The following is a 513-nucleotide window of genomic DNA, read 5'->3' on the forward strand; positions in this document are numbered from 1 at the left end:
CTTCTACGCCCACATGGATCAGGCCGCGGCGGAACGGAACCCATTCTTTCCGGGGCGCGTCGCCCATGGCTACTTGTTGCTGTCATTTGCCGCTGGATTGTTCGTCGAACCAAATGAAGGGCCGGTGCTGGCCAACACGGGCCTTGATGGGTTACGCTTTATGAAGCCGGTTGAAGCCGGTGACAGCATCAAAGTTCGCCTGACGGTCAAGGCCAAAACCAAACGCAATGATGAATATGGCGAAGTTCGTTGGCACGTCACGCTAACCCAGCAAGATGACGAACAGGTCGCAGAATATGAGCTGTTGACGATGGTTGCTTACTAGCTACTTGCATGCGTGCGATGGGCCGGATGGTAATTCCCTTCGGCCCGATTATACTTCGTGTATGAAAGACATCAGCCCTGATTGGTTCGAAACCTGTGTCAGTCAACTGACCAACACCGGCACACAGCGGGTGTGGTCAGTGCTGGTTACGATATTTGAAGATTTGGCGCCCAGCGGATCGGACCAGG

General features: G+C 54.4%; 1 protein-coding gene. It reads left to right on the forward strand.

All coding sequences use genetic code 11. The features are described 5' to 3' along the window. Nucleotides 1-325: MaoC/PaaZ C-terminal domain-containing protein (locus ACR0I8_RS22140; protein WP_480703683.1), on the forward strand; the 325-nt coding region annotated here is incomplete at its 5' end. Nucleotides 326-513: the final 188 nt, after the last annotated feature.

This window comes from Ruegeria sp. BG9 (genome assembly GCF_056538305.1).